This window comes from Streptococcus cristatus, from assembly GCF_019685515.1.
GTDB lineage: Bacteria > Bacillota > Bacilli > Lactobacillales > Streptococcaceae > Streptococcus.
The window spans coordinates 787,281-810,139 of sequence record NZ_JABFFN010000001.1; the positions used below are offsets into that span (position 1 = coordinate 787,281).

Annotated in this window: 21 protein-coding genes; 18 read left to right on the plus strand and 3 right to left on the minus strand. The window is 40.6% G+C overall.

The window, feature by feature from the left end:
* The first annotated feature begins 2 nt into the window (after nucleotides 1-2).
* The 8 genes from rpoD to FOA33_RS03875 all read left to right on the plus strand — a co-directional run bounded on the left by rpoD (nucleotide 3) and on the right by FOA33_RS03875 (nucleotide 5,876).
* The gene (gene rpoD / locus FOA33_RS03840) at nucleotides 3-1,112 is read left to right on the plus strand and encodes an RNA polymerase sigma factor RpoD (protein ID WP_000201892.1); all 1,110 of its coding nucleotides are present in this window, start codon (nucleotides 3-5) and stop codon (nucleotides 1,110-1,112) included.
* Between the two features lie 14 nt (nucleotides 1,113-1,126).
* Nucleotides 1,127-1,456 (plus strand): metal-sulfur cluster assembly factor, encoded by a 330-nt coding sequence (locus FOA33_RS03845; RefSeq protein ID WP_221160705.1) that lies wholly within the window; start codon nucleotides 1,127-1,129, stop codon nucleotides 1,454-1,456.
* Nucleotides 1,457-1,568: 112 nt separating this feature from the next.
* Entirely contained in the window at nucleotides 1,569-2,612 is a 1,044-nt protein-coding gene (locus FOA33_RS03850) for a glycosyltransferase family 4 protein (protein WP_045616994.1), read from the plus strand.
* An 8-nt stretch (nucleotides 2,613-2,620) separates the two neighbouring features.
* Nucleotides 2,621-3,946: a glycosyltransferase family 4 protein gene (locus FOA33_RS03855; RefSeq protein WP_221160706.1), complete on the plus strand. Its 1,326-nt coding sequence runs from the start codon at nucleotides 2,621-2,623 to the stop codon at nucleotides 3,944-3,946.
* Between the two features lie 20 nt (nucleotides 3,947-3,966).
* Nucleotides 3,967-4,155, plus strand: coding sequence for a PspC domain-containing protein (locus FOA33_RS03860; protein ID WP_000735791.1), 189 nt, complete (start codon nucleotides 3,967-3,969; stop codon nucleotides 4,153-4,155).
* Nucleotides 4,156-4,185: 30 nt separating this feature from the next.
* Nucleotides 4,186-4,320 (plus strand): DUF4044 domain-containing protein, encoded by a 135-nt coding sequence (locus FOA33_RS03865; RefSeq protein ID WP_000863851.1) that lies wholly within the window; start codon nucleotides 4,186-4,188, stop codon nucleotides 4,318-4,320.
* A 71-nt stretch (nucleotides 4,321-4,391) separates the two neighbouring features.
* Nucleotides 4,392-5,702: a GTPase ObgE gene (gene obgE, locus FOA33_RS03870; protein WP_009730069.1), complete on the plus strand. Its 1,311-nt coding sequence runs from the start codon at nucleotides 4,392-4,394 to the stop codon at nucleotides 5,700-5,702.
* Between the two features lie 9 nt (nucleotides 5,703-5,711).
* A complete protein-coding gene (locus tag FOA33_RS03875) occupies nucleotides 5,712-5,876 on the plus strand; it encodes a hypothetical protein (RefSeq protein ID WP_000502578.1) in 165 nt (54 codons plus the stop codon).
* A gap of 35 nt (nucleotides 5,877-5,911) precedes the next feature.
* Here FOA33_RS03875 and FOA33_RS03880 read toward each other — a convergent pair whose 3' ends face one another.
* On the minus strand, nucleotides 5,912-6,382 hold the full coding sequence (locus tag FOA33_RS03880) for an arginine repressor (protein WP_007519472.1): 471 nt from the start codon (nucleotides 6,380-6,382) through the stop codon (nucleotides 5,912-5,914).
* Between the two features lie 18 nt (nucleotides 6,383-6,400).
* Nucleotides 6,401-8,674, minus strand: coding sequence for a Xaa-Pro dipeptidyl-peptidase (locus FOA33_RS03885; RefSeq protein ID WP_221160707.1), 2,274 nt, complete (start codon nucleotides 8,672-8,674; stop codon nucleotides 6,401-6,403).
* A gap of 385 nt (nucleotides 8,675-9,059) precedes the next feature.
* Between FOA33_RS03885 and FOA33_RS03890 the strand changes: the two genes are divergently transcribed.
* The 9 genes from FOA33_RS03890 to sdbB all read left to right on the plus strand — a co-directional run bounded on the left by FOA33_RS03890 (nucleotide 9,060) and on the right by sdbB (nucleotide 20,347).
* Nucleotides 9,060-12,161 (plus strand): DNA polymerase III subunit alpha, encoded by a 3,102-nt coding sequence (locus FOA33_RS03890; RefSeq protein WP_221160708.1) that lies wholly within the window; start codon nucleotides 9,060-9,062, stop codon nucleotides 12,159-12,161.
* A gap of 81 nt (nucleotides 12,162-12,242) precedes the next feature.
* On the plus strand, nucleotides 12,243-13,250 hold the full coding sequence (pfkA, locus tag FOA33_RS03895; RefSeq protein ID WP_000820880.1) for a 6-phosphofructokinase: 1,008 nt from the start codon (nucleotides 12,243-12,245) through the stop codon (nucleotides 13,248-13,250).
* Between the two features lie 64 nt (nucleotides 13,251-13,314).
* Nucleotides 13,315-14,820 carry a pyruvate kinase gene (gene pyk, locus FOA33_RS03900; RefSeq protein ID WP_001042796.1) on the plus strand — a complete coding sequence of 502 codons (1,506 nt, stop codon included), beginning with the start codon at nucleotides 13,315-13,317 and terminating at the stop codon, nucleotides 14,818-14,820.
* Nucleotides 14,821-14,979: 159 nt separating this feature from the next.
* On the plus strand, nucleotides 14,980-16,239 hold the full coding sequence (locus FOA33_RS03905; protein WP_221160709.1) for a UDP-N-acetylglucosamine 1-carboxyvinyltransferase: 1,260 nt from the start codon (nucleotides 14,980-14,982) through the stop codon (nucleotides 16,237-16,239).
* Nucleotides 16,240-16,254: 15 nt separating this feature from the next.
* Nucleotides 16,255-16,806 (plus strand): GNAT family N-acetyltransferase, encoded by a 552-nt coding sequence (locus tag FOA33_RS03910; RefSeq protein WP_007519468.1) that lies wholly within the window; start codon nucleotides 16,255-16,257, stop codon nucleotides 16,804-16,806.
* A complete protein-coding gene (gene spxR, locus FOA33_RS03915) occupies nucleotides 16,799-18,076 on the plus strand; it encodes a CBS-HotDog domain-containing transcription factor SpxR (RefSeq protein ID WP_221160710.1) in 1,278 nt (425 codons plus the stop codon). The genes FOA33_RS03910 and spxR overlap by 8 nt, the downstream gene beginning before the upstream one ends.
* 15 nt (nucleotides 18,077-18,091) lie before the next feature.
* Entirely contained in the window at nucleotides 18,092-18,952 is an 861-nt protein-coding gene (locus tag FOA33_RS03920; RefSeq protein ID WP_000631552.1) for a methionyl aminopeptidase, read from the plus strand.
* 130 nt (nucleotides 18,953-19,082) lie between these two features.
* Nucleotides 19,083-19,790: a thiol-disulfide oxidoreductase-associated membrane protein CcdA2 gene (gene ccdA2, locus FOA33_RS03925; RefSeq protein ID WP_221160711.1), complete on the plus strand. Its 708-nt coding sequence runs from the start codon at nucleotides 19,083-19,085 to the stop codon at nucleotides 19,788-19,790.
* A gap of 11 nt (nucleotides 19,791-19,801) precedes the next feature.
* A complete protein-coding gene (sdbB, locus tag FOA33_RS03930) occupies nucleotides 19,802-20,347 on the plus strand; it encodes a thiol-disulfide oxidoreductase-associated lipoprotein SdbB (RefSeq protein WP_221160712.1) in 546 nt (181 codons plus the stop codon).
* Nucleotides 20,348-20,381: 34 nt separating this feature from the next.
* On the opposite strand, the gene pbp3 is transcribed toward sdbB, so the two are convergent.
* Nucleotides 20,382-21,617: a D-alanyl-D-alanine carboxypeptidase PBP3 gene (gene pbp3, locus FOA33_RS03935; RefSeq protein WP_009730077.1), complete on the minus strand. Its 1,236-nt coding sequence runs from the start codon at nucleotides 21,615-21,617 to the stop codon at nucleotides 20,382-20,384.
* Nucleotides 21,618-21,720: 103 nt separating this feature from the next.
* Here pbp3 and FOA33_RS03940 point away from each other — a divergent pair, with 103 nt between their 5' ends.
* Nucleotides 21,721-22,830 (plus strand): AI-2E family transporter, encoded by a 1,110-nt coding sequence (locus FOA33_RS03940; RefSeq protein WP_221160713.1) that lies wholly within the window; start codon nucleotides 21,721-21,723, stop codon nucleotides 22,828-22,830.
* The last annotated feature ends 29 nt before the right edge of the window (nucleotides 22,831-22,859 follow it).

The following is a 22,859-nucleotide window of genomic DNA, read 5'->3' on the forward strand; positions in this document are numbered from 1 at the left end:
TAATGGCAACAAAACAAAAAGAAGTAACTACATTTGATGTGCAAGTAGCAGATTTTATCCGTAACCACAAAAAGACAGGAACAGCAACAGACGACGAAATCAATTCAAGTCTGGTTATTCCTTTTACCCTGGATGCAGACGGCATTGAAGACCTTTTGCAACGGATTCAGGATGCTGGAATTTCTATCACGGATAACGAAGGGAATCCAAGTGCACGTGTCCTTAGTGCAGAAGAAGAACCAGAACTCAGTGATGAGGACTTGATTGGTTCAACTTCTGCTAAGGTTAATGACCCTGTCCGTATGTATTTGAAGGAAATTGGGGTTGTTCCTCTCTTGACCAATGAAGAGGAAAAAGAATTGGCTCTAGCAGTTGAAGCAGGTGATATCGAAGCTAAACAACGTCTTGCGGAAGCCAACCTTCGTTTGGTGGTTTCCATCGCTAAACGCTATGTAGGACGTGGCATGCAGTTTCTTGACTTGATTCAAGAAGGAAACATGGGCTTGATGAAGGCCGTGGATAAGTTTGACTATTCAAAAGGATTTAAGTTTTCTACGTATGCAACTTGGTGGATTCGTCAGGCGATTACTCGTGCCATCGCTGATCAGGCGCGTACCATCCGTATCCCTGTTCACATGGTTGAAACTATCAATAAATTGGTTCGTGAACAGCGTAACCTCCTTCAAGAATTGGGACAAGATCCGACACCTGAACAAATCGCTGAGCGTATGGATATGACACCTGACAAGGTCCGTGAAATCCTAAAAATCGCTCAAGAACCAGTATCGCTTGAAACACCGATTGGTGAAGAGGACGATAGTCATCTTGGGGACTTTATCGAAGACGAAGTGATTGAAAATCCAGTAGACTACACAACTCGAATCGTCTTACGTGAGCAGTTGGATGAAGTCTTGGATACTCTCACAGATCGTGAAGAAAACGTCTTGCGCTTGCGCTTCGGGCTAGATGATGGGAAAATGCGTACTCTTGAAGATGTTGGTAAAGTCTTTAATGTGACTCGTGAACGTATCCGTCAGATTGAGGCCAAGGCTTTGAGAAAATTGCGCCAACCAAGTCGCAGCAAGCCCCTTCGTGATTTTATTGAAGACTAAGAGTGAGGAATAATATGGTTTATACAGAAGAGCAAATTGAAACGATTAAAACTCGTATTTTGACTGCCTTGGAAGAGGTCATCGACCCTGAGTTGGGAATTGATATTGTCAACTTAGGTTTGATTTATGAGATTCGTTTTGATGGTGAAACAGGTCACACTGAAATTGATATGACCTTGACAACTATGGGTTGCCCACTGGCTGATCTCTTAACAGACCAGATACACGATGCGATGACAGAGGTTCCTGAGGTAACCAATATCGAAGTCAAATTGGTCTGGTATCCAGCATGGACGGTTGAAAAAATGAGTCGCTATGCGCGTATCGCCCTAGGAATTAAGTAATCGATTGGAAAATTGCGAGAGACGATTGGAAAAGAGAGGGGCTCCTCCATTTTCCTCTGGTCTCTTCTTTCTTTTACTGATTTTCTTAAAATAAAATGGTATAATGAGTAGTATGGAAAACAAAAAATTGCGTATTAATATGCTAAGTTCAAGTGAAAAAGTGGCTGGTCAAGGAGTGTCAGGAGCCTACCGTGAATTGGTGAGTCTCCTTCATCGTGATGCTAAAGATCAGTTGATTGTTACGGAGAATCTTCCTGTAGAGGCAGATGTAACCCACTTTCACACCATTGATTTCCCTTATTATTTATCTACATTTCAAAAGAAACGCTCTGGGAGAAAAGTTGGCTATGTGCATTTCTTACCTGAGACACTCGAGGGGAGTTTGAAAATTCCATTTTTCTTAAAAGGGATTGTCAAACGCTATGTTTTTTCCTTTTACAATCGGATGGAACACTTGGTGGTGGTTAATCCCATGTTTATCGAGGATCTAGTTGCTGCGGGTATTCCACGAGAAAAAATAACTTATATTCCCAATTTTGTAAATAAAGAAAAATGGCATCCATTACCAGCTGAACAAGTTGCACAACTTCGTGAAGAAATGGATCTTGCAAAAGATCAGTTTGTCGTGGTTGGTGCGGGTCAGGTTCAGAAACGAAAAGGGATAGATGACTTTATCCGTCTTGCTGAAGAATTGCCAGAAATTACCTTTATCTGGGCTGGTGGTTTTTCATTTGGTGGAATAACAGATGGTTATGAACGCTATAAGAAGATTATGGACAATCCACCTAAAAATCTAATTTTCCCAGGTATTGTGTCACCGGAGAGGATGCGGGAACTGTATGCTTTAGCTGATTTGTTCTTACTACCTAGCTATAATGAACTATTCCCTATGACCATCTTAGAGGCAGCTAGTTGCGAGGCTCCTATTATGTTAAGGGATTTGGACCTGTATAAGGTCATTCTTGAGGGAGATTATCGTGCTACAAGTGATGTCTTTGAGATGAGAGAAGCAATCCTAGAATATAAAGAAAATCCTGAAGCGTTGAAAGAATTGAAAGAAAAAGCTAAAAGGATATCCAAGCAGTATTCAGAAGAGCGTTTACTGGGAATTTGGTTAAAATTTTATCGGGAACAGGCTGCTCTAGGTAAAAAGTGAGGTAATCTATGCGAATTGGTTTATTTACAGACACCTATTTTCCTCAGGTTTCCGGGGTTGCGACCAGTATTCGAACCTTGAAGACAGAGCTTGAGAAGCAAGGCCATGCAGTTTTTATCTTTACAACAACAGATAAAGATGTGAACCGCTACGAGGATTGGCAAATTATTCGAATTCCAAGCGTCCCTTTCTTTGCATTTAAAGATCGACGATTTGCCTATCGAGGTTTTACAAAGGCACTTGAAATCGCCAAGCAGTATCAACTCGATATCATTCATACCCAGACAGAATTTTCACTTGGTTTGTTAGGGATTTGGATTGCAAGAGAATTGAGAATTCCAGTTATCCATACTTACCATACCCAGTATGAAGACTATGTGCATTACATTGCTAAGGGGATGTTGATTCGTCCAAGTATGGTAAAATATCTGGTACGTGGTTTCCTTCGTGATGTAGATGGAGTAATCTGCCCTAGCGAGATTGTTCGGGACCTTTTATCTAAATACAAAGTGAAGGTTGAAAAACGTGTCATTCCAACCGGAATTGAGCTAGCTAAGTTTGAACGACCTGAGATTAAAGAGGAAAACTTGCAAGAACTTCGTTCGAAGTTAGGTATTCAGGAAGACGAGAAAATGCTACTGAGTCTTTCTCGTATCTCCTTTGAGAAGAATATCCAAGCAGTCCTAAATGCCTTTGCTGAGGTTTTGAAAGAAGAAGACAAGGTGAAGTTGGTTGTTGCTGGAGACGGTCCTTATCTGGACAGTCTGAAAGAGCAAGCAGTGAAATTAAACCTGCAAAAACATGTGATTTTTACAGGGATGGTTGCTCCAAGTGAGACAGCTTTATACTATAAGGCTGCAGATTTCTTCATCTCTGCCTCTACTAGTGAAACCCAAGGATTAACTTATCTAGAGAGTTTAGCCAGTGGAACGCCCGTCATTGCTCATGGCAATCCTTATCTTGATAACCTGATCAGTGATAAAATGTTTGGAACCCTCTACTATGGAGAACAGGAGTTAGCAGGGGCCATCCTTGAAGCCTTAATCGCTACTCCGGATATGTCTGAACAAAAGTTGGCGGATAAGTTGTACGAAATTTCGGCTGAAAACTTTGGAAAACGAGTACATGAGTTTTATCTTGATGCCATTATCTCAAATAACTTTGAACATGAATTACATGATGGAAAACCTGTCAGTCAACGCTTCTTGAAAACGATTTTATATCTACCCCAACAGGCTGTTACAAGTCCAGTAAAAGAGTCTAAGCGTATTTTGCGGGCTTCTCGGAAGCAATTATCCAGCATCAGAGATTATTGGAAAGATGAATTCAAATAATAGAATAAGAGGAAAATATTATGAAAAAATTAATGCGAAGTGGAAAAAATCAAATAATTGGTGGAGTCTGTGCAGGAGTTGCCCATTATTTTGATATTGACCCAACAATTGTTCGTGTTGTTTGGGGTGTTCTTGCATTTTGTTATGGAGCAGGAATCCTTGCTTACATCATTTTATGGGTGGTTGCACCAGTTTCGACAGACTATTAAACTAGAATTATAAAGTGAAAAGGAGAAGTTATGGCTTTTGGAGATAATGGGAAACGTAAAAAAACATTGTTTGAGAAAGTGACGCTTGTTGTCGTGCTCATCATGTTGTTTGTAACCCTTGCTGGTATCTTTGCGACAGCGCTTGGAGCATTTAGCAGATTCTAAGCAAGCTGCGAGGATAGAAACAATAACTAATGACTGGGTTTTCCCCAGCCTTTTTAAAGTGAGAAGAAAATATGAGTATGTTTTTAGATACAGCCAAGATTAAGGTCAAGGCTGGTAATGGTGGCGATGGCATGGTTGCCTTTCGCCGTGAAAAATATGTCCCGAATGGCGGTCCTTGGGGTGGTGATGGTGGACGTGGAGGTAACGTTGTTTTCGTAGTAGACGAAGGCTTGCGTACCTTGATGGATTTCCGCTATAACCGTCATTTCAAGGCTGATTCTGGTGAAAAAGGAATGACCAAAGGGATGCATGGACGTGGTGCAGAAGACCTTCGTGTTCGTGTGCCACAGGGAACTACTGTACGTGACGCAGAAACAGGTAAAGTCATTACAGACTTGATTGCACATGGTCAAGAATTTATCGTGGCTCATGGCGGTCGAGGTGGTCGTGGGAATATCCGTTTTGCAACACCAAAAAATCCTGCGCCTGAAATCTCTGAGAATGGAGAGCCAGGTCAAGAACGTGAGTTGCAACTGGAATTGAAAATCTTAGCAGATGTTGGTCTAGTCGGTTTCCCATCTGTCGGCAAGTCAACTTTGCTCAGTGTCATTACTTCAGCTAAACCCAAAATCGGTGCTTACCACTTTACGACGATTGTCCCTAATTTGGGTATGGTTCGTACACAGTCAGGTGAATCTTTTGCAGTAGCTGACCTTCCAGGTTTGATTGAAGGGGCTAGTCAAGGTGTTGGTCTTGGAACCCAGTTTCTCCGTCATATCGAACGTACACGAGTTATCCTCCATGTCATCGATATGTCAGCTAGCGAAGGACGTGATCCTTACGAGGATTACCTTGCTATCAATAAAGAATTGGAATCCTACAACCTTCGTCTCATGGAACGTCCGCAGATCATCGTAGCCAATAAGATGGATATGCCTGAAAGTCAGGAAAATCTTAAAACTTTCAAGGAAAAGTTAGCAGCAAACTACGACGAGTTTGAGGAACTTCCAGCCATCTTCCCTATTTCTGGATTGACCAAGCAAGGTTTGTCAACTCTTTTGGATGCGACAGCTGAATTGTTAGACAAGACTCCAGAATTTCCAATCTATGATGAGTCTGATATGGAAGAAGAGGCGTACTACGGTTTTCACGAGGAAGAAAAAGCCTTTGAGATTAGTCGTGATGATGATGCGACATGGGTACTTTCTGGTGAAAAACTCATGAAACTCTTTAACATGACCAACTTTGACCGTGACGAATCAGTTATGAAATTTGCCCGCCAGCTTCGTGGTATGGGGGTTGATGAAGCCCTTCGTGCGCGTGGAGCCAAAGATGGTGATTTGGTTCGCATCGGTAAATTTGAGTTTGAATTTGTAGACTAGGAGATTGATATGGGAGATAAACCGATATCATTCCGAGATGCAGATGGAAATTTTGTTTCTGCAGCAGATGTATGGAATGAAAAGAAACTAGAAGAATTGTTTAATCGTCTCAACCCTAAACGTGCCCTTCGATTAGCACGTACAAAGAAAGAAGAAACACAGTCCAAGAAATAAAAAATTCCCGTGATTTTTTGATCACGGGATTTGTGTTATTCACCAAAGAAAAATGGTGGTGCATATTTTTTAAGACTTTCAAAACAAGCTTGCGCTTTTGTAGCATCCTCACAGATAATCATGCAGACATCATCTCCACAAAGCGTTGCAATGACATCTGGAAAGTCCAAGGAATCAATTACAGATCCAAATGATTGGGCTAAACCGGGTAAAGTTTTCAAAATAACTTGGTGTTGGACAGGACGCAACATAACAAGAGCATCTTCCATATAATTTTCAAGACGTTTTTCCCACTTGGAGATAGAGCCTGTATTTAACACGTAGTAAGAATTATCTTCTTCGCGAACTTTTGAAAGGTTCATGGTTTTGATATCGCGTGATAAGGTAGCCTGTGTAACTTGGATATCGTTTTCGGCTAACAAGGCTTGCAATTCCGCTTGGGTATGGATTTTATTTTTTGAAACGAGGGCACGAATAAGTTGGTGTCTGTGTTCAGATTTGTTCATAAGTGTTAATAGCTCCTTTTATGAGGGAATAGTGATAGTAGACTGTGCTAAATCAACAGTCAAGTGATAGTCTGTATTATCTCGAATTGTAATCTCAAAGTCTGTTGTGTAGAGCACTAAGCGGAGGATGTCTCCTTCCTTAAGTTTGTAAATAGTTGGTTGAAGCTCTAGCTTGAAGTCCATCCATTCATTTGCTTGGATTTCTTCGATTGTCAAGAGATCATCTCGATTTTGAAGATTGAGGTAGCCTTTAGTGATGACACGTTGAGCACTTGGATTGAATGGCAGTTCACAGAGATTTTCTAACATGTGGTAACGACCATTGTCAATTGTTCGGACTGATTGAACTGTTGGATAGGGTTGAAGGTACTTCTGTTGTCCTAGTTGGAGGAGTTGGGCAGACAATAAGCCCTTGTTTGTACTTGATTTAACACGAAGTTTCAGCTCCACTCGCCCATTTAAGTGAATGTCTTGACTTACTGGAAGGTCAATGGTGATTTGATTGGCTTTTCCTTGGTAAAGTTCTGTGTTGAAGGTTTGGTAAGTCTTGCCATAACGCTCAAAATCTTTTTGATCATACTGGTTTTGAATTACTTTTTCTTCAGTTCCAAGTGGGAAAGTATGCAGTTTATTCTGTTTGCCAAAGTCGTCAAGGCTCTGCCATGTTTGCGGTGCAGTATTGTCCTGCCAGATGACAGTAGGGAGTTGATAGCATGAGTCAAGTCCTAACAATTTCTTACTTAACAAGGCATTCATGGATTCGCGGAAGTCAATTGACTGCCAATTGTTCATATAGACATGGGCACCATGATGGAAAAAGAGGTGCTTATTGATATGAGTTGGAAGAGCATGAAACATCTGGTAAACATGAAGAGGTTTGACGTTCCAATCTTGAGAACCATGCGTAAAGACGACCTCAGCTTGAACCTTATGAGCATTGAGCAGATAGTTGCGGTTATGCCAAAACTGATTGTAGTCACCAGTCTTGCGATCGAGTTTCTCTTTAACCTTCTCTAAGTCTGCCTGATGAGCTTCATTAGCGCGGATATAGTCACCGGCTAGGAGGTTACGGGAGTAGGTCAATTCAGCAAGTGAGTCAAAATCCTCACCTGGATAGCCTCCTGGGCTGGTCACCAAACCATTTTCACGATAGTAGTTGTACCAAGAGGAAATTCCTGCTTCAGCGATAATCACTTCCAGGCCATCAACACCAGTGGTGGCAAGACCATTGGACATGGTGCCTAGATAGGAAATTCCTGTTGTTGCGACTTTTCCGTTTGACCAGTCGGCCTTGACTTGGCGTCTGCGTGTGTGATCCGTGAAAGCCCGGCAACGACCATTAAGCCAGTCAATCACGTTTTTATATGCTTCAATTTGATGGTAGTCCCCATTAGTCATGAGACCTTGGGAATCCCTAGTACCAACACCCGATACATAGAGATTGGCAAATCCTCGTGGGAGGAAGTAGTCGTTGAGGGTATATGAGCTATTGATATGAGCTAACTTTTCTTCAGTTTCAGAGACGAGTTCAGCTTGGCCGAGAGGCTCGACTAAATTCAGCTTAGGCTCCTCAAGCTCAATGGTGTGGGCAGGTTTGACCTCAAGTTCTCCTTCCATTTTGTAGAGAGCTTTATCGCTAGCTTTGACGTTGGTCCCTTGGTGATAAGGGCTGGCAGTCATAACTGAAGGAATCTGTCCATCATAACGTGGGCGAATAATGCTGACCTTGACTAAGTCAGGGAGACCGTCTTTATCAGTATCCACACGACTTTCGACATACACGACTTCACGAATGACATCATGAGTAGAGAAGGTTGCCAAGCTCTTACCGTTAAAGTAGTGGTAGTGATTGTCTTCTAAAATGAGTCCGTCACTAACAAGTTGGTCGATGAGCGTATTTCCTTTTTTAGTTCGTGTATTGAGTAACTGATAAAGATTTTCGATGAGATCTCCATAAACAATAGGAAATCCAGTTTCTTTACGAAATTGTTCGGCGTCCTCAAAGTCAACAAGATAGTTAAACCCTAAAAGTTGAAAAACTACCGTGTAGAAAACATCAGCAGTTAAATCACGCTCTGATTGGAAAAAAGTTAATAGATCTGTTTCGTTATCCGCGGCCAAAGTGGATAAGGCATAATCCGTGTTAGAATAAGTGAAAAAACTCCAACGGATGAAGTCTTCAAATTGCTTTTTTAAGGGCAGTTGAGGTGACAATTCCAGACCAAGACTTGCTAGTTCATCTAATTGTTGAGAACTAGTGGTCGGAAGATAGCTAAATTGATTAAAACGCATGGTTCTCTCCTTTGAAAACAGACTGAATTTATTATATCAAAAAATAAGGAAAAATGGAATAAATAAACTTTAATGCAAGAAATTTCGTGAAGCGGAATACCTATTTAGTAAGTTATTATAAAATGATGAATAAATACTATAATAAAAAGCCCTTTCTTAGAATTTTTTATATGTGAAATTGCATATAGAGTCTGACTTTATTATACTTTACTTAGTATAAAAATGTCTAAATGATATTCAAATCCATCTTATAATATTAAAAATTAAAGGGAAGAAAGACGGAGAGGTTGTAAATGCTGATGTTGAAAAGAAAGCATCCGAGTTGCTTCAATATCCAACTTAAAATGGTATAATAGTAGTAAAACGAAAGCAAGGAGGAGAAGAAATGATTGCACAGCTTGACACCAAGACTGTTTATAGTTTTATGGAAAGTGTGGTTTCGATTGAAAAATATGTACAAACGGCTAAAGAGTATGGCTATTCTCACCTTGCTATTATGGATGTGGATAATCTCTATGGAGCCTATCATTTTCTAGAAGTTACTCGAAAATATGGAATCCAACCTTTAATTGGTCTTGAAATGAACTTGATCAAAGATGAGGAGAATCTCTCTCTTCGTTTTCTAGCCCTATCCACTAAAGGCTACCAAGAGTTGATGAAGTTATCCACTTTAAAAATGACTGGACGGAAAAATTGGTCTGACTTCACCTCCCACCTCGAAGATGTTGCCGTTATTGTTCCCTATTTTAATGGGGTCGAACAGCTGGATTTGGGGTTTGATTATTTTATCGGTGTCAGTCCAGATACTCCTCAAGAAGTCTTTACTAGATCCATTCTTCCACTGTATCAAGTCAACTCTTTTGAAAAAGAAGATATTCAAGTTTTACAAATCTTGTCAGCAGTCAAGGATAATGTCAGCCTAAGAGAAGTGGATCTGAATTCACAACAGGGGATTTTTCTACCTGCCTCAGACTTGGGAGCACGTTTTATGAATCGCTTCCCTCAGGCACTTGCCAATCTCCAGGATTTGATAGAGAATGTAAGCTATCAAATCGACCCAAGTTTAAAACTCCCTCGCTTTAATCCTGAAAGACCAGCAGTAGAAGAACTTCGAGAGAGGGCTGAGCAAGGCCTGAGTGACAAGGGGCTAACCTCAGCTATCTATCGTGAGCGATTGAATGAGGAATTAGCTGTGATTCATGATATGGGCTTTGACGACTATTTCCTTGTAGTTTGGGATTTGCTCCGTTTTGGACGTTCCCAAGGATATTACATGGGTATGGGGCGTGGTTCTGCGGTTGGTAGTCTGGTGGCTTACTCACTGGATATCACAGGGATTGATCCGGTTGAAAAGAACCTGATTTTCGAACGCTTTTTAAATCGTGAGCGCTACACCATGCCTGATATTGATATCGACATCCCTGACCTTTATCGACCGGAGTTTATTCGCTATGTTCGTGATCGCTATGGTAGTCAACATGTGGCACAGATTGTCACTTATTCGACCTTTGGAGCAAAACAAGCGATTCGTGATGTTTTCAAACGCTATGGCGTTCCAGAGTACGAATTAACAAATATTACGAAAAAAATCAGTTTCCGAGATACGCTAACGACGGCCTATGAAAAGAATTTGCAGTTTAGGCAGATTATCAATAGCAAGATTGAATACCAAAAAGCTTTTGAGATTGCTCGAAAGATAGAAGGATATCCTCGTCAGACCTCTATTCATGCTGCAGGAGTCGTTATGAGTGACCAAGATCTGACAGACTATATCCCGCTCAAATATGGTGAGGATATGCTAATCACTCAATATGATGCACATGCAGTTGAAGCCAATGGACTTCTAAAAATGGATTTCCTAGGTCTGCGTAACTTGACTTTTGTCCAAAAAATGCAGGAATTACTTGCTGAGTCAGAGGGTGTTCATCTGAGAATCGAAGAGATTGATTTGGAAGATAAGGAAACGCTGGCCCTCTTTGCTGCTGGAAATACCAAGGGGATTTTCCAATTTGAACAACCTGGCGCCATTCGACTCTTGAAACGAGTTCAGCCACAAGTCTTTGAAGAGGTAGTAGCCACAACCTCGCTCAACAGACCAGGAGCTAGTGATTATATTGATAACTTTGTCGCTCGGAAGCACGGCAAAGAAAAGGTGACGGTGCTGGATCCTGTCTTGGAGGACATTCTGTCATCAACCTATGGCATTATGCTCTATCAAGAGCAGGTCATGCAGGTTGCTCAGCGCTTTGGAGGTTTCAGTCTTGGTAAAGCTGATATTCTCAGACGAGCCATGGGTAAGAAAAATGCTAAAGAGATGCACTTGATGAAGGAAGATTTTATCTCTGGAGCTATGAAACTTGGGCATACAGAAGAAAAAGCCAACCAAGTCTTTGCAGTGATGGAAAAATTTGCAGGCTATGGATTTAACAGATCCCACGCCTATGCCTACTCAGCGCTGGCTTTCCAGCTAGCCTATTTCAAGACGCATTATCCTGCTATTTTCTTCCAAATCATGTTGAATTATTCCAGTAGCGATTACATTGTAGATGCATTGCAGATGGGCTTTGAAGTAGCCCCGTTAGCAATCAATAGCATTCCCTATCACGATAAAATTGCTCAGAATAAAATATATCTTGGTCTAAAAGCCATTAAGGGCATGCCAAGAGATTTTTCTTACTGGATCATCGAAAATCGTCCTTTTTCAAGTGTGGAAGATTTCGTCACACGTCTTCCCAAGAATTACAAGAAACTGTCGTTTTTGACTCCTTTGGTTGAACTGGGGCTTTTTGATGAATTTGACAAGAATCGTCAGAAAGTCTTAGTGAACCTACCAAACTTATTTGTTTTTGTTGAGGAGTTAGGAGGTCTCTTTGCGGATACAAATTATAGTTGGACTGAAGCTGATGATTTTACTGAGGCAGAGAAATTTTACAAGGAGCAGGAACTGATTGGGGTAGGTATCAGTGCCCATCCTCTCCAAACTCTTGCCAAACAAGCCATTTATCCGACGGTGTCAATTGCTAATCTTACTGAGGGAGCTCAAGCTACTCTCCTAGTTGAATTGCAAAAACTAAAAGTGATTCGAACCAAGAAGGGCGAGAACATGGCTTTCCTACAGGTTCATGACAGTAAGTCTCGGTTGGATGTAACCGTATTTTCAGACCAATATAGAAAATATGCTCCCATTTTATCCGAAGGGAAATTTTACTACATCAATGGCAAGGTTCAATCCCGAGATGGTCGTCTGCAAATGATTGCACAAGATTTGAAAGAAGCAGTGGCGGAGCGATTCTGGATTCAAGTTAAAAATCATGAATACGATAAAGAGATTTCAAATATCCTAGAACAATACAAAGGCCCAATTCCTGTGATTATCAGGTATGAAGAGGAGCAAAAAACAGTTGTTTCTACACGGCATTTTGTAAAAAAAGAGCTTGCCTTACAGGAGAAATTAAAGGAAATCACCATGAAAACGATTTATCGCTAAAAATACGAAAAATAGAAGAATTTTCGATTTAAATGTGGTATAATCAGTAAGAATGTTAAAAGGAAAAGGAGCAAAAACCAAATGAAACGTATTGCTGTTTTGACCAGTGGTGGAGACGCCCCTGGTATGAATGCTGCCATCCGTGCAGTAGTTCGCCAAGCAATCTCAGAAGGAATGGAAGTATTTGGTATCTATGATGGATATGCAGGTATGGTTGCCGGCGAAATTTATCCACTTGATGCTGCTTCAGTAGGAGACATCATTTCCCGTGGTGGTACTTTCCTTCACTCTGCTCGTTACCCTGAGTTTGCACAACTTGAAGGTCAACTTAAAGGGATTGAGCAGTTGAAAAAACACGGTATCGAAGGTGTCGTTGTTATCGGTGGTGACGGTTCTTATCACGGAGCTATGCGCTTGACTGAGCATGGATTCCCTGCTATCGGGCTTCCAGGTACAATCGATAACGATATCGTAGGTACTGACTTCACAATCGGATTTGATACTGCAGTTACGACCGCAATGGATGCAATCGATAAGATTCGTGATACATCATCAAGTCACCGTCGTACTTTCGTTGTTGAAGTAATGGGACGTAATGCTGGTGATATCGCACTTTGGGCAGGTATTGCAACTGGTGCTGATGAAATCATTATCCCTGAAGAAGGCTTCAAGATGGAAGATATCGTAGCTAGTATCAAAGCTGGTTATGAATGTGGTAAAAAACACAACATCATCGTTTTGGCCGAGGGGGTTATGTCAGCCGATGAATTCGGTAAGAAACTCAAGGAAGCAGGAGATACTAGTGACCTTCGTGTGACTGAACTTGGACATATCCAACGTGGTGGTTCACCAACCGCTCGTGACCGTGTATTAGCGTCACGTATGGGAGCACACGCTGTTAAACTTCTCAAACAAGGAATCGGTGGTGTCGCTGTTGGTATCCGTAACGAAAAAATGGTTGAGAATCCAATTCTTGGAACAGCAGAAGAAGGAGCCTTGTTCAGCCTAACAGCTGACGGCAAAATCGTTGTTAACAACCCTCACAAAGCTGACCTTGGACTTGCTAGCTTGAACAAGAGCTTGTCATAATCAACTTTAACTAATCTGGTAAAATGACCATAAAAGGTCAAATTATATAAAGGAGTCACAAATCATGAATAAACGTGTAAAAATCGTTGCAACTTTGGGTCCTGCGGTTGAAATCCGTGGTGGAAAAAAATTTGGTGATGACGGATACTGGGGTGAAAAACTTGACGTTGAAGCTTCAGCAAAAAACATTGCTAAATTGATTGAAGCAGGAGCTAACACTTTCCGTTTCAACTTCTCACACGGTGACCACCAAGAACAAGGTGAACGTATGGCAACTGTTAAACTTGCAGAAAAACTTGCAGGTAAAAAAGTTGGTTTCCTTCTTGATACTAAAGGACCAGAAATCCGTACTGAATTGTTCGAAGGTGAAGCTAAAGAGTACTCATACAAAACTGGTGAAAAAATCCGTGTTGCAACTAAACAAGGAATCAAATCAACTCGTGAAGTGATTGCTTTAAACGTTGCTGGTGCTCTTGACATCTATGATGACGTTGAAGTTGGTCGCCAAGTATTGGTTGACGATGGTAAACTTGGTCTTCGCGTTGTAGAAAAAGACGATGCAACTCGTGAATTTGTAGTTGAAGTGGAAAATGACGGTGTGATCGCTAAACAAAAAGGTGTAAACATCCCTAATACTAAAATTCCTTTCCCAGCTCTTGCTGAACGTGATAACGATGATATCCGCTTTGGTCTTGAACAAGGTATTAACTTCATCGCGATTTCATTCGTCCGTACTGCAAAAGACGTTAACGAAGTTCGTGCAATCTGTGAAGAAACTGGTAACGGTCACGTTCAATTGTTCGCTAAAATCGAAAACCAACAAGGTATCGATAACTTGGATGAAATCATTGAAGCTGCTGACGGTATCATGATTGCTCGTGGTGACATGGGTATCGAAGTACCATTTGAAATGGTTCCAGTTTACCAAAAAATGATTATTACTAAAGTGAACGCAGCAGGTAAAGTTGTTATCACAGCAACAAACATGCTTGAAACAATGACTGAAAAACCACGTGCAACTCGTTCAGAAGTATCAGACGTATTTAATGCTGTTATCGACGGAACTGACGCAACAATGCTTTCAGGTGAGTCTGCAAATGGTAAATACCCACTTGAGTCAGTTACAACAATGGCTACAATTGACAAGAACGCTCAAACTCTTCTTAACGAATACGGACGTTTGAACTCAGATTCATTTGAACGTAACTCTAAGACAGAAGTTATGGCTTCAGCAGTTAAAGATGCAACAAACTCAATGGACATCAAATTGGTTGTAACTCTTACTAAGACTGGTCACACTGCACGTTTGATCTCTAAATACCGTCCAAATGCTGATATCTTGGCATTGACATTTGACGAATTGACAGAACGTGGATTGATGTTGAACTGGGGTGTTATCCCAATGTTGACAGATGCTCCATCATCAACTGACGATATGTTCGAAATCGCTGAACGTAAAGCAGTTGAAGCAGGTCTTGTACAATCTGGTGACGATATCGTTATCGTTGCAGGTGTACCAGTTGGAGAAGCTGTTCGTACAAACACAATGCGCATCCGCACTGTACGCTAATCTAACATTACAAAGCCTATCATATCAAGCTTTATCGCTTGTGTGATAGGCCTTTTTTTATCGAAATGGAATGTTTAATCAATAAGAATGGGAAAAAAATGAAAATTATGGTATAATAGAACGAAAAGACCTTTTTAGTAAATTTTGAAAGAGTAAAACATGAGAAAAATTGTCATCAATGGTGGACGTCCATTGCAAGGTGAGATCACCATTAGTGGTGCTAAAAATAGTGTTGTAGCACTTATTCCAGCTATTATCTTATCAGATGATATTGTCACTTTAGATTGTGTTCCAGATATTTCAGACGTTGCTAGTCTTGTCGAAATCATGGAGATTATGGGGGCAACTGTTAAGCGTTATGACGATGTCTTGGAAATCGATCCAAGAGGCGTTCAAAATATTCCTATGCCTTATGGTAAGATTAATAGCTTGCGTGCTTCTTATTATTTCTACGGAAGTCTTTTAGGTCGCTTTGGTGAAGCTACAGTTGGACTTCCTGGTGGATGTGATCTGGGGCCTCGTCCGATTGACCTTCACTTAAAAGCCTTTGAAGCCATGGGTGCTAAGGTCGGCTATGAGGGAGATAATATGAATTTATCTGCCCAAGGTAAGGGACTTCACGGAGCAAGTATTTACATGGATACCGTCAGCGTTGGTGCAACGATTAACACTATGATTGCTGCGGTCAAAGCTAAGGGACGTACTGTCATTGAAAATGCGGCTCGTGAACCGGAAATTATCGATGTTGCTACCCTATTGAACAACATGGGGGCTCATATTCGTGGTGCAGGGACTGATATTATCATTATTGATGGTGTCGAGAAACTTCATGGAACTCGTCACCAAGTTATTCCAGACCGTATCGAAGCGGGGACCTATATTTCACTTGCTGCAGCGATAGGAAAAGGAATTCGTATTAACAATGTTCTCTATGAGCACTTAGAAGGCTTTATCGCAAAACTAGAGGAAATGGGTGTTCGTATGACGGTCTCAGAAGACAGTATCTTCGTTGAAGAACAGTCTGATTTGAAGGCCATCAATATCAAAACAGCTCCTTATCCTGGATTTGCAACCGATTTGCAACAGCCTATAACTCCGCTATTGCTGACTGCTCAAGGTCGTGGAACCATTATTGATACGATCTATGAAAAACGTGTTAACCATGTTTTTGAATTAGCAAAAATGGATGCGGATATTACGACTACAAATGATCATATTATCTACAATGGTGGTCGTAGATTGCACGGGGCAAGCGTAAAAGCTACAGACTTGCGAGCTGGTGCAGCGCTTGTTATTGCTGGCTTGATGGCTGAAGGTAAAACTGAAATTACAAATATTGAGTTTATCCTGCGAGGCTACTCAGATATTATTGAGAAATTACGTAGTCTCGGAGCGGATATTACACTCATTGAAGACTAAACCGTTGAGGTGATTATGAATATTTGGACCAAATTAGCAATGTTTTCTTTTTTTGAAACGGAGCGCTTGTATTTGCGTCCTTTCTTTTTTAGTGACAGTCAAGCATTTTACGAGATTGCTTCCAATCCAGAAAATTTGCAGTTTATTTTTCCCAGTCAATCAAGTTTAGAAGAAAGTCAATACGCGCTTGCCAACTATTTTATGAAGGCTCCTCTAGGTGTTTGGGCAATTTGTCTCCAAGGAAATCAGGAAATGATTGGCTCTATTAAATTTGAAAAGATTGATGAAATCAAAAAAGAAGCAGAAATTGGTTATTTCTTAAAAAAAGATTCTTGGTCACAAGGTTATATGACAGAAGTAGTTACCAAACTTTGTCAGCTTTCCTTTGAAGAATTTGGTTTAAAACAATTATCCATCATCACTCATCTGGAGAATCAGGCTAGTCAAAAAGTAGCCTTAAAATCGGGATTTAGTCTCGTCCGACAGTTTAAGGGGAGCGACCGCTATACACGAAAAATGAGAGACTATCTTGAATTTCGATATATAAAAGGAGAATTCAATGAGTAAACACCAGGAAATCTTGTCCTATCTGGAAGAGTTGCCAATTGGGAAAAGAGTTAGTGTTCGCAGTATCTCTAATCATCTAGGTGTTAGTGATGGAACCGCCTACCGAGCTATCAAAGAAGCTGAAAATCGTGGCATCGTTGAAACTCGACCACGTAGTGGAACCATACGAGTTAAGCCAAAAAAAGTGGCTATTGAACGGCTAACCTATGCTGAAATTGCTGAAGTCACCTCCTCTGAAGTTTTAGCCGGCCAGGAAGGGCTAGAGAGAGAGTTTAGCAAATTTTCCATTGGGGCCATGACAGAGCAGAATATCCTGTCCTATCTCCATGATGGTGGTCTTGTGATCGTAGGTGACCGTACTCGTATTCAACTTCTAGCCTTGGAAAATGAAAATGCGGTCCTCGTTACAGGTGGTTTTCATGTTCAGGATGATGTTCTTGAGTTGGCCAATAAAAAAAATATTCCAGTCCTGAGAAGTAAACATGATACTTTTACAGTAGCAACCATGATTAACAAGGCCCTTTCAAATGTTCAAATCAAAACCGATATTCTGACAGTTGAAAAGCTCTATCGTCCCAGTCATGAGTATGGTTTTTTGAGAGAAACGGATACAGTCAAAGACTATCTAGACTTAGTTCGTAAGAACAGAAGTAGCCGTTTTCCAGTCGTTAACCAACACCAAGTGGTTGTTGGGGTTGTTACTATGCGTGACGCAGGAGACAAGTCTCCCAGCACGACGATTGACAAGGTGATGACGCGCAGTATCTTCGTAACAGGTTTAGCGACCAATATTGCCAATGTCAGTCAACGAATGATTGCAGAAGACTTTGAGATGGTTCCCGTTGTCAGAAGCAACCAAACCCTACTCGGTGTCGTAACACGACGAGATGTCATGGAAAAGATGAGCCGTTCCCAAGTTTCTGCCTTGCCAACTTTCTCAGAGCAAATCGGGCAGAAACTATCTTATCATCATGATGAAGTCGTCATAACTGTTGAGCCCTTCATGTTGGAGAAAAATGGTGTCCTTGCTAATGGAGTCTTGGCTGAAATCCTCAACCATATGACCCAAGACCTAGTTGTGAATAGCGGACGTAATCTCATCATTGAGCAGATGCTAATTTATTTCTTGCAGGCTGTGCAGATAGATGATACTTTGCGGATTCAGGCTCGGATTATTCACCACACGAGACGCTCAGCTATTATTGATTATGATATTTATCATGGTCATCAGATTGTTTCAAAAGCAAATGTTACGGTTAAAATTAATTAGAATCTAGGAGAAAAAATGATAACTTTAAAATCAGCACGTGAAATCGAAGCCATGGACAAGGCTGGTGATTTCCTAGCAAGTATCCATATCGGCTTACGTGATTTGATTAAGCCAGGCGTAGATATGTGGGAAGTTGAAGAGTACGTTCGTCGACGTTGTAAAGAGGAAAATTTCCTTCCTCTACAGATTGGCGTGGATGGCGCAGTTATGGATTATCCCTATGCTACTTGTTGCTCTCTCAACGACGAAGTTGCTCATGCTTTTCCACGTCATTACATCTTGAAAGATGGCGATTTGCTCAAGGTTGACATGGTACTTGGTGGTCCGATTGCCAAATCCGACCTCAATGTATCTAAACTCAACTTTAACAATGTTGAGCAAATGAAAAAATACACCCAGAGCTATTCCGGTGGTTTAGCTGACTCATGTTGGGCTTATGCGGTTGGTACACCGTCTGAAGAAGTGAAAAACTTGATGGACGTGACCAAGGAAGCTATGTATATAGGGATTGAGAAAGCAGTTGTTGGAAATCGTATCGGTGATATCGGTGCGGCCATTCAAGAATACGCTGAAAGTCGCGGTTATGGTGTCGTACGTGATTTGGTTGGACACGGAGTTGGTCCCACTATGCATGAAGAACCAATGGTTCCTAACTACGGTATTGCAGGCCGTGGACTCCGTCTCCGTGAAGGAATGGTGCTGACCATTGAACCCATGATCAATACTGGAGATTGGGAAATTGATACAGATATGAAGACTGGCTGGGCTCATAAGACTATTGATGGTGGCCTATCTTGCCAATATGAACATCAATTCGTGATTACCAAAGACGGTCCTGTTATCTTGACCAGTCAAGGTGAAGAAGGAACTTATTAGAACGATAAAAGGGAGCTTAGCTCCTTTTTTTGTGTCAAATGTAGATAAATAAACAAGCGTAGCAAACTTCTTACAATTTTTTTCTTTTATAGTAAAATAAGATTAGAATTTTGAGAAAGTAGGTAATTCGTTGGAGTCGATTATATTTCTAGTATCCGTTTTTTTAGCAGGTATCCTGTCCTTCTTTTCACCCTGCATCTTTCCTTTGCTACCTGTCTATGCTGGTATTTTACTGGATGATCAGGGAAATTCGAAAAGCTTTCGCTTTTTTGGAAGAAACGTTGCATGGTCAGGTTTAATTCGAACCTTGTGCTTTGTTGCAGGAATCTCCCTCATTTTCTTTATTTTAGGATTTGGAGCTGGATTCCTAGGGCACATGCTCTATGCAGACTGGTTTCGTTATGCTATGGGAATAGTCATTATTCTTTTAGGGCTTCACCAGATGGAAATCTTGCATTTCAATAAACTGGAGGTTCAAAAGACAGTCACCTTCAAACAATCCAAGTCTAATCACTATCTATCAGCCTTTTTACTTGGGATAACCTTTAGTTTTGGTTGGACCCCTTGTATCGGACCGGTTTTAAGTTCAGTCTTGGCCCTAGCAGCTTCAGGTGGCAATGGTGCTTGGCAAGGAGCCGTGTTAACATTAGTATACACATTGGGAATGGCCCTTCCTTTCATTCTTTTGGCCTTAGCTTCGGGCTGGATCATGCCCTACTTTAGTAAATTAAAACCCCATATGATCCTACTAAAAAAAATCGGGGGAGCTTTGATTATTTTGATGGGATTATTATTAATGCTAGGGCAGTTAAATGCCTTATCAGGAATTCTTGGATAAAAGGAGAAAAAATGAAAAAAGTTATTTTTGCTGGATTGAGCCTCATGTCTCTATTCTTGTTGATTGCCTGTGGTGAAAAAGAAACCAAACAGACAAGCAGTCCAAAACAACCCGCTGTACAACAAATCGCAGTCGGTAAGGATGCACCAGACTTCACCTTGCAGTCTATGGATGGCAAAGAAGTGAAGTTATCAGACTATAAAGGGAAAAAAGTTTATTTGAAATTCTGGGCTTCTTGGTGTGGACCATGTAAAAAAAGCATGCCTGAGTTGATGGAATTAGCTGCCAAACAAGATCGAGACTTTGAAATCTTGAGTGTCATTGCACCAGGTCTACAAGGTGAAAAAACAGTTCAAGACTTTCCAAAATGGTTTCAAGAGCAAGAGTACAAGGATATACCAGTTTTGTATGATACCCAAGCAACCGCCTTTCAAGCCTACCAAATTCGTAGTATTCCAACGGAATACTTGATTGACAGTCAAGGTAAAATCGGGAAAATTCAGTTCGGTGCTATTAGCAATGCAGATGCGGAAGCAGCTTTTAAAGAGATGAAATGAAATAAAGAAAAAATCGCGATTGTTCGCGATTTTTTTATAGTTTCTCATTGATAAAGCGGATAAATTGATTCCACCAAACCTTCAAAAAGAAGGCTTTTTCTACTTTCTTTTCAGCGACCATTTCAAAAGAAGGTTTTTCAGAAGTGAGATAACCTTGACCGACCAAATCCTGATCGTCATAGGTTAGAGTACCGACAACCTTGCCTTCTTCCAGTGGGGCTATTTCTGATTTTGGTGTGAATTGAAGAGCTGATGTTGTTTCACTTCCAACTCGTTGGACGATTGCAATATCTGACTTAGCAATTGCAGCTACCTTATCTTCTTTCCCATCAAGGACTGTCACTTTGCTATCTTTATAGGTTTCGCCTTTCTGAACGACAGTTTTTAAAGCAAAGTTCGCAGAAACATAATCTAAAAGTGAAGAAGTTGCAGTAAAACGTGCATAAGGGTTGCTATCTTGCTGGTCTGCATTTAAAACAACCGTAATGATACGCATCCCTTTCTCAACAGTTGTTCCAACGAAAGAGGCACCGGCTTTGTCGGTAGTACCTGTTTTCAAACCGTCGACACCACCACGATAGGCTGGCATTCCTTCCAACATATAGTTGGTTGAGTGGATTTCAAGTCCAGCAAAAGTAGAAGTTGGCTTTTTAGTGATTTCCAAAACTTGAGGATAATCTCGGATGAGATTACGAGCGACGATTGCAACGTCGTAGGCACTCAACTTGTTTTCATCGTCTTTTTTAGAACCAGGATAGATATTATCGCCAAGGGTCTCATTATTTAAACCAGTAGTATTTACAATAGTAGCATCTTGGATTCCCCATTCAAGAAGTTTAGCCCTCATCTTGTCTACAAAGTCTTTCTCAGAACCAGCAATCTTTTCTGCTAACGCAATCGCAGCACTGTTTGCACTGGATACCATTGTAGCTTCTAATAGTTGTTCAACAGTATAATTTCGAGCTTCCATAGGGACGTTACTGGCCTCAGAATTAGTTGTAAGTTTGTAAGGATAGTCCGAAATATCAACAGGTGTAGATAGGCTGATAGTTCCTTGTTCCAAGGCCTCATAGACCAAATAGACTGTAACCAGTTTCGTAATAGAAGCAATTTCTACAGGCTGATTTGCATCTTTCTCGTAGAGGATTTTTCCAGTTGTAGCCTCGACAGCAATGGCATGTTTAGCAGCAACATCAAACTCCTGAGCAGAAACAGTAGAAGCTGTTCCAAAAACAAAAAGTGTTATAAAAGATAAAATTATTTTTTTCATATTAGCTTTATTTTATCATAAAGAAAAAAAATATTCTCGCTTTTATACTAAAGCCATCTTATCTTTTGAAGAAATATGATAAAATAAATAGAGGAGGATGCCTATGTTCCGTAGAAACAAATTATTTTTTTGGACAGCTGAAATTTTATTATTAACACTCATTTTCTATCTTTGGAGAGAGATGGGAGCGATTATTACTCCTTTCGTGACGGTTGTGAATACCATCATGATTCCATTTTTGTTAGGTGGATTTTTTTACTACATTACCAATCCAATCGTTACCTTTTTGGAAAAGAGATGTAAAATTAATCGTCTAATTGGTGTCTTGGTCACTCTCTGTGCTTTAATTGGTGCCATCGTTGTAGGGGTCGTCTATCTCTTGCCGATTCTGATTAATCAGTTGACTAGCTTGATTATTTCTAGTCAAAACATCTATAGCAGATTGCAGGATTTGGTTATTGATTTGTCGATGAACCCTATTTTCCAGAATATCGATATTCAACAAACAATTCAACAGTTAAATCTCTCCTATGTGGATATCCTACAGAATATTCTTAATAGCGTCAGCAACAGTTTAGGAAGCGTCCTTTCAGCCTTGTTTAGCACGGTTCTGATTCTCATTATGACCCCCGTCTTCTTGATTTATTTCTTGTTAGATGGACATAAGTTGCTGCCTATGTTGGAACGAACTGTCTTAAAACATGACAAATTAAATCTCTCTAGCCTTTTAACCAATCTCAATGCAACTATAGCGCGCTACATCAGTGGAATTGCAATTGATGCCGTTATTATCGGATGTTTAGCCTATATTGGTTATAGCGTTATCGGATTAAAGTACGCTCTTGTTTTTGCTATTTTCTCTGGAATCGCAAATTTGATTCCTTATGTTGGTCCAAGTATCGGCTTGATTCCAATGGTGATTGCCAATGTGTTCACGGATCCTCATCGTATGCTGCTTGCGGTTGCCTATATGCTTATTATTCAACAAATTGATGGAAATGTTCTCTATCCACGTATTGTTGGAGGAGTTATGAAAGTGCATCCGATTACGATTTTGGTGCTTCTCTTATTATCAAGTAATATCTACGGCGTCATAGGGATGATTGTAGCAGTGCCAACTTACTCTATTCTCAAAGAAATCACTAAGTTCTTGGCGAAATTATATGAAAATCATAAGGAAGCTAAAGAACTGGAAAAATCAGAATCTATTTAGAATCAGGGGAACCTGATTTTTTTGTGAGC

What these genes read in the sequence shown, in the direction of transcription:
- FOA33_RS03845 (WP_221160705.1), top strand. Translation starts at nt 1,127, where the DNA reads ATGGTTTATACAGAAGAGCAAATTGAAACGATTAAAACTCGTATTTTG.
- FOA33_RS03855 (WP_221160706.1), top strand. Translation starts at nt 2,621, where the DNA reads ATGCGAATTGGTTTATTTACAGACACCTATTTTCCTCAGGTTTCCGGG.
- FOA33_RS03920 (WP_000631552.1), top strand. Translation starts at nt 18,092, where the DNA reads ATGATAACTTTAAAATCAGCACGTGAAATCGAAGCCATGGACAAGGCT.
- FOA33_RS03880 (WP_007519472.1), bottom strand. Translation starts at nt 6,382, where the DNA reads ATGAACAAATCTGAACACAGACACCAACTTATTCGTGCCCTCGTTTCA.
- sdbB (WP_221160712.1), top strand. Translation starts at nt 19,802, where the DNA reads ATGAAAAAAGTTATTTTTGCTGGATTGAGCCTCATGTCTCTATTCTTG.
- FOA33_RS03905 (WP_221160709.1), top strand. Translation starts at nt 14,980, where the DNA reads ATGAGAAAAATTGTCATCAATGGTGGACGTCCATTGCAAGGTGAGATC.
- pbp3 (WP_009730077.1), bottom strand. Translation starts at nt 21,617, where the DNA reads ATGAAAAAAATAATTTTATCTTTTATAACACTTTTTGTTTTTGGAACA.
- FOA33_RS03865 (WP_000863851.1), top strand. Translation starts at nt 4,186, where the DNA reads ATGGCTTTTGGAGATAATGGGAAACGTAAAAAAACATTGTTTGAGAAA.
- FOA33_RS03910 (WP_007519468.1), top strand. Translation starts at nt 16,255, where the DNA reads ATGAATATTTGGACCAAATTAGCAATGTTTTCTTTTTTTGAAACGGAG.
- FOA33_RS03890 (WP_221160708.1), top strand. Translation starts at nt 9,060, where the DNA reads ATGATTGCACAGCTTGACACCAAGACTGTTTATAGTTTTATGGAAAGT.
- FOA33_RS03875 (WP_000502578.1), top strand. Translation starts at nt 5,712, where the DNA reads ATGGGAGATAAACCGATATCATTCCGAGATGCAGATGGAAATTTTGTT.
- pfkA (WP_000820880.1), top strand. Translation starts at nt 12,243, where the DNA reads ATGAAACGTATTGCTGTTTTGACCAGTGGTGGAGACGCCCCTGGTATG.
- rpoD (WP_000201892.1), top strand. Translation starts at nt 3, where the DNA reads ATGGCAACAAAACAAAAAGAAGTAACTACATTTGATGTGCAAGTAGCA.
- FOA33_RS03860 (WP_000735791.1), top strand. Translation starts at nt 3,967, where the DNA reads ATGAAAAAATTAATGCGAAGTGGAAAAAATCAAATAATTGGTGGAGTC.
- FOA33_RS03850 (WP_045616994.1), top strand. Translation starts at nt 1,569, where the DNA reads ATGGAAAACAAAAAATTGCGTATTAATATGCTAAGTTCAAGTGAAAAA.
- pyk (WP_001042796.1), top strand. Translation starts at nt 13,315, where the DNA reads ATGAATAAACGTGTAAAAATCGTTGCAACTTTGGGTCCTGCGGTTGAA.
- FOA33_RS03940 (WP_221160713.1), top strand. Translation starts at nt 21,721, where the DNA reads ATGTTCCGTAGAAACAAATTATTTTTTTGGACAGCTGAAATTTTATTA.
- FOA33_RS03885 (WP_221160707.1), bottom strand. Translation starts at nt 8,674, where the DNA reads ATGCGTTTTAATCAATTTAGCTATCTTCCGACCACTAGTTCTCAACAA.
- spxR (WP_221160710.1), top strand. Translation starts at nt 16,799, where the DNA reads ATGAGTAAACACCAGGAAATCTTGTCCTATCTGGAAGAGTTGCCAATT.
- obgE (WP_009730069.1), top strand. Translation starts at nt 4,392, where the DNA reads ATGAGTATGTTTTTAGATACAGCCAAGATTAAGGTCAAGGCTGGTAAT.